General features: G+C 34.8%; 5 protein-coding genes. All 5 read left to right on the top strand.

Annotated elements, in window-relative coordinates:
• Window positions 1–306 precede the first annotated feature (306 nt).
• The 5 genes from recA to mgtE all read left to right on the top strand — a co-directional run bounded on the left by recA (window position 307) and on the right by mgtE (window position 5,114).
• A complete protein-coding gene (gene recA / locus M0Q24_RS11320) occupies window positions 307–1,347 on the top strand; it encodes a recombinase RecA (protein ID WP_295050730.1) in 1,041 nt (346 codons plus the stop codon).
• Between the two features lie 70 nt (window positions 1,348–1,417).
• A complete protein-coding gene (gene eno / locus M0Q24_RS11315; RefSeq protein ID WP_295050728.1) occupies window positions 1,418–2,683 on the top strand; it encodes a phosphopyruvate hydratase in 1,266 nt (421 codons plus the stop codon).
• 8 nt (window positions 2,684–2,691) lie between these two features.
• A complete protein-coding gene (locus M0Q24_RS11310; protein WP_295050726.1) occupies window positions 2,692–2,970 on the top strand; it encodes a hypothetical protein in 279 nt (92 codons plus the stop codon).
• Between the two features lie 55 nt (window positions 2,971–3,025).
• Complete coding sequence (locus M0Q24_RS11305; RefSeq protein WP_295050724.1) at window positions 3,026–3,667, top strand: AMIN domain-containing protein; 642 nt, start codon at window positions 3,026–3,028, stop codon at window positions 3,665–3,667.
• 118 nt (window positions 3,668–3,785) lie between these two features.
• Window positions 3,786–5,114, top strand: a complete 1,329-nt coding sequence (gene mgtE, locus M0Q24_RS11300) for a magnesium transporter (protein ID WP_295050722.1) — start codon at window positions 3,786–3,788, stop codon at window positions 5,112–5,114.
• Window positions 5,115–5,268 lie beyond the last annotated feature (154 nt).

Genomic DNA, 5,268 nt, shown 5'->3' with positions numbered 1-5,268 from the left:
GTCATCAGCGTCTGGTGAGTGTGCAATTAATGTTTTTTTCATAATATGGATTTTAACCAAATAAGGATAAAATCCGACTAAGAGATAAAAAAGAAAAAAGTATTGAGTGTTCTGAAAATTATCAAATTAGATCCTGAAACAAGTTCAGGATGACGTATGTCTCGTCATTTAGTGCTTGACACGAAATCTAGTTTACAAATAAATCAGAAGGTTTTATTATAGAAAATATGACAATTTGCAATATATTTTATAAAAAATATTGTTTTGTTATAAACTCTTTGAAAATTTACATAAAGTGAGCCCAAAATGGACGCAAATAAACAAAAATCACTAGATCTAGCAATGAAGCAAATTGATAAAGCATTTGGTAAGGGTGCTTTAATGAGACTCGGAGACAAAGATATTATTCCTATAAAAGCGATAAGTACAGGTTCAATAGGTCTTGACTTAGCACTTGGTATCGGTGGTGTTCCTGAGGGAAGAGTTGTTGAGATCTATGGACCTGAGAGTTCAGGTAAAACAACACTAGCACTTCAGATCACGGCAGAGTGTCAAAAAAATGGTGGTGTTTGTGCTTTTATAGATGCAGAGCATGCTCTTGATGTTGGATATGCTAAGAACTTAGGTGTTGATGTAGAAAACCTTCTTGTATCTCAACCAGATTATGGCGAACAAGCTCTAGACATTGTAGAGACCATAGCTAGAAGTGGAGCAATTGACCTTATAGTTATCGACTCCGTAGCAGCTCTTACTCCAAAGTCTGAGATAGAGGGTGAGATGTCTGATCAAAATGTTGGAGTTCAAGCTCGTCTTATGTCAAAAGCACTTCGTAAACTTACAGGTGTGATCTCTAAGATGAACTGTACGGTTATTTTTATAAACCAGATTCGTATGAAAATTGGGATGATGGGTTATGGATCTCCTGAGACTACAACTGGTGGAAATGCTCTAAAATTTTACGCATCTGTTCGTATAGATGTAAGAAGAATAGCTTCACTAAAACAAGGTGAGAGCCAAATCGGAAACCGCGTAAAAGCTAAGGTTATAAAAAACAAAGTAGCACCACCATTTCGTCAAGCTGAGTTTGATATTATGTTTGGTGAGGGGATATCTAAAGAGGGTGAGTTAGTTGACTATGGCGTTAAACTTGACATTATAGACAAGGCAGGGGCGTGGTTCTCCTATGAAGAGACAAAACTAGGTCAAGGTCGCGAAAATGTTAAACAAAAGTTTAAAGATGAACCAGAATTAGCAAAAGAGATAGAAGAGAAGATCAAAGTAGCCATGGGTGTGAGTAATGTTATGATTATGGATACAGTTGAGATAGAAGATAGTGCAGAAGATTAAACTAATGTTTATCTTAATTTGTTTTAGGTAAAATCTCAACATTAACTATACCAATATAAAGGCAGACTATATGTTTATAGATAGCATAAGTGCAATAGAAGTTTTAGATTCTCGTGGAAACCCAACAGTAAAAGCTACAGTAGAGCTTAGCGATGGAACTATAGAGAGTGCGATAGTGCCATCAGGTGCTAGTACAGGAAAAAGAGAAGCACTAGAGCTTCGTGATGGTGGCGATCGTTATATGGGTAAGGGAGTTTTAAAAGCAGTTGAAAATGTAAACTCTCAAATCTCTGATGCACTTATTGGACTATCTCCATTTAATCAAGCTGTGATAGATGCAACAATGAAAGAACTCGATGGTACTGATAACTACGGTAACCTTGGAGCAAATGCTGTTTTAGGTGTCTCTATGGCAGTGGCAAGAGCTGCTGCAAAAAGCCTAGGAATGCCACTTTATCGTTATTTGGGTGGTGCAAACGCTATGGTGATTCCAACTCCAATGCTAAACATCATAAATGGTGGATCCCACGCTGATAATTCGGTTGATTTTCAAGAGTATATGATTATGCCAGTAGGTTTTGAAGACTTTGCAGAGGGACTTCGTGCATCTTCTGAGGTTTATCACAACCTAAAAGATATACTAAAAGCTAAAAAACATAACACGGCACTTGGAGATGAGGGTGGGTTTGCACCAGATCTTTCTTCTAATGAAGAGCCTATACAAATCATTATGGAAGCTATTGAGAAAGCTGGATACAGAGCTGGCGAGCAGATAGGAATTGCACTTGATGTTGCAGCTTCAGAGATTGCTACTGATGGCGGCTATAGACTAGAGTCTGAAAATCGTACAGTTACATCTGCCCAGTTAGTAGATTATTATGTAGATCTATGTGCAAAATATCCTATTGTCTCTATAGAAGATGGACTAAATGAAGATGACTGGGCTGGCTTTAAGCTTATGACTGAGAAGCTTGGAGACAAGATCCAAATCGTAGGAGATGACCTTTTTGTTACAAATGCTAATATTTTGGCAAGAGGTATTGAAGAAGGTATAGCAAACTCTATTCTTATCAAACCAAACCAAATAGGTACAGTTAGTGAAACTATGCTTACAGTTCGTCTAGCCCAAAGAAATGGTTATACTTGTGTAATGAGTCATCGCTCAGGCGAGAGTGAAGATGCTTTTATAGCTGACTTTGCAGTAGCACTAAATTGTGGTCAAATAAAAACAGGTTCAACTGCTCGCGGAGAGAGAACTGCAAAATACAACCGTCTCCTAGAGATAGAAAATGAAGTAGTATATGGTGAATACTTAGGCTCATCTCTTTTTAACTAGAGATAAAAATGCGAACTGAAGAACTTTATGAAGATATAGACAGTTCACAAAGTATCACTCAAAAATATCTAGGGCTATCTTTAGCAAAGTTCCTGAGTCTTATACTTATAGTTTTGGCTCTAGGGATCTATATAGGTATCCTTTTATATGGCACGAATTCTCTTGAAGTTCTATTTGAACTCCAAGAGTATGAGAACTACCTTCAAAGTGAAGTTCACAGACTTAAACATGAAAATGCGGAACTTCAAAGAGAATATTTTGAGTTAAAAGAGATTTCTGCTCAATAACTTGATATAATAAGCCTTATAATTTTTCGAAAAAGATTTAAAATAGGGGCAATTTTTGATTAGAGCTTTATGTGTAACTCTTCTTTTGCTTGCAAACCTAGATGCAAGAGAAAATCCTTTTTTTCCAGCAAAAGGTGAAAAAGACATACCCTACACAACAAATCAGACACAAACAATAGAACCATTAAAACGCTCATCTATAACTCTTCCCTCATCAGCTAGAATCATAAAAAAAGTAACCATTGAGTATGAAAATCTTGATGCAACTGTAGAGACAAGAAGCATAGAACTTAAAAACAGAGTTGACTGGCACCTACCTATCTTTATATCTCAAAGTTATGTAGAAACTCAAAAAGAAAATAAAAAACAAGTAGTTCAAAAAAAAGAACCCCAGGAATTTAAAGAGATAGCATCAATTCAATATGCAAAGTTTTTTGAGAATTTTAAGAGCTTAAAGATAGTTACAGATGATAAAATAATAAGAAATTTTTTACTAGTAAAACCTCATAGAATAGTGCTTGACTTTAAAAAAGATGTAAGTATAAAGAGTTATTCTAAAGAGAATAAAAATAGTAGATTTTCTAAAATAAGAGTAGGAAATCATGAGGGATACTACCGTATAGTTATAGAATTAGATGGACTATATAGATACGAGATGAAGAAAACAGAAGATGGTTATATTTTAAATTTAATATAAATAAAATTAAACTACTTGCTCAATATACAAATTTTGCATAGTCTCTAGTTCCACCAGCAGTTATCTCATTTAAAATAAGTGTTAAATAATATAATATTATTGGGTATAATTTCGAATAATGAATAGGCTACAAGAATACTTAAGCTCTCACGAAACAAGCGAGATGCATCCATCAGATATTGCTAAAATTTTAAAGGAGCTAGAAGATAGTGATTTAAATGAAGCTATTAAACTAGTTCCAAAAGACCTAGTCGGTGATGTCGCCCTAGCCCTTCCTGATAGATACTTTGACTTTGTTGTTGAGTCTTTAAGTGTAGATGAACTTTCTTATGCAGTTACAGAGCTAGAGTCGGATGATCAATTAGAGTTTATGCAAGAACTCGAAGAGGTCAACGAAAGCGTAGCATCGCAAGTTTTTGAAATCTTAGATGAAGAAGATAAGCAAGAGATCACAAAGCTTCAAACATATGATGATGAAGAAGCTGGTGCATATATGCAACTTGAAGTCTTCACAGCTAAGAAAAATGAAATAGTTCAAGATGTGATAGAAAGATTTGCAAAATTAAGACGTGCAAATGAGCTAGAAAATATTCAAAACCTATTTATAACAGATAGTAATGCAAAATTACAATATACTATCGGATTAGATGATATACTGATTTTTGATTTTTCAAAAACTCTTGAAGAAAACATTGAGCTTAGCGATGATTCTTTTGAGCCTAAGAAGGGTATTGACACTGATGATATAAAAGTTATAGTTCATGACTTTAAGCAGTACGATCTCTCAGTTATGCCAATAGTAAATAGTGAAGATATTTTACTTGGTCGTATAACTTCAGATGATATTTACGACATTATTAACGAACAAGCAACCGAACAGATGTATAATCTTGCAGGTGTTAATGATGAAGCAGAAGAAGATTATGAGATACTTAAAGCTGGAAAAAAACGAGCTACTTGGCTATCCTTAAATCTCTTTACAGCTATAGGTGCTTCTTTAGTTATAGGCACATTCTCAGCAACCATAGAGAGTGTTATAGCTCTAGCAATTCTTATGCCCATAGTTGCCTCTTTGGGTGGAAATGTAGGCATACAGAGTCTTACAGTTGTTGTAAGGCAACTGGCTCTTGGAGAGGTTTCTAAGCGAGAAGCAAAGAGAGTTGTAAAAAAAGAGGTCTCTATAGCTATTATCAATGGCTCTATATTTGCAATTATTATGGGGATTATTGCTGGAGTTTGGTTTAATTTACCTATGTTAGGGGTAGTTATAGCTCTTAGCATGATGATTAACTTTTTTGTTGCTGGATTTTTTGGTGCGGTAATACCGCTATTTTTTAGAAAAATGAACATTGACCCAGCTATTGGTAGCTCGGTTGTTCTAACAACTCTAACAGATGTTGTAGGCTTTTTTAGTTTCTTAGGGCTTGCTACATATATTTTATTATAAAAGGATAATTAAACCTAAATGGACCTGTTAATACTTTACTTTGCTTTGGCAATTGCAATATCTTTTTTATGTTCTGTTCTTGAAGCAGTTCTTCTATCTGTAAATATGCCATATATTTCAGTACTTGAAAAAGAAAATCCAAAAGCTGGAAATC

Origin of the sequence: Sulfurimonas sp., assembly GCF_023228785.1 — a bacterium.
Classification (GTDB): domain Bacteria; phylum Campylobacterota; class Campylobacteria; order Campylobacterales; family Sulfurimonadaceae; genus Sulfurimonas.
Note: the sequence above shows the minus strand (reverse complement) of the source record. Positions and strands in the feature narration are given on the sequence as shown.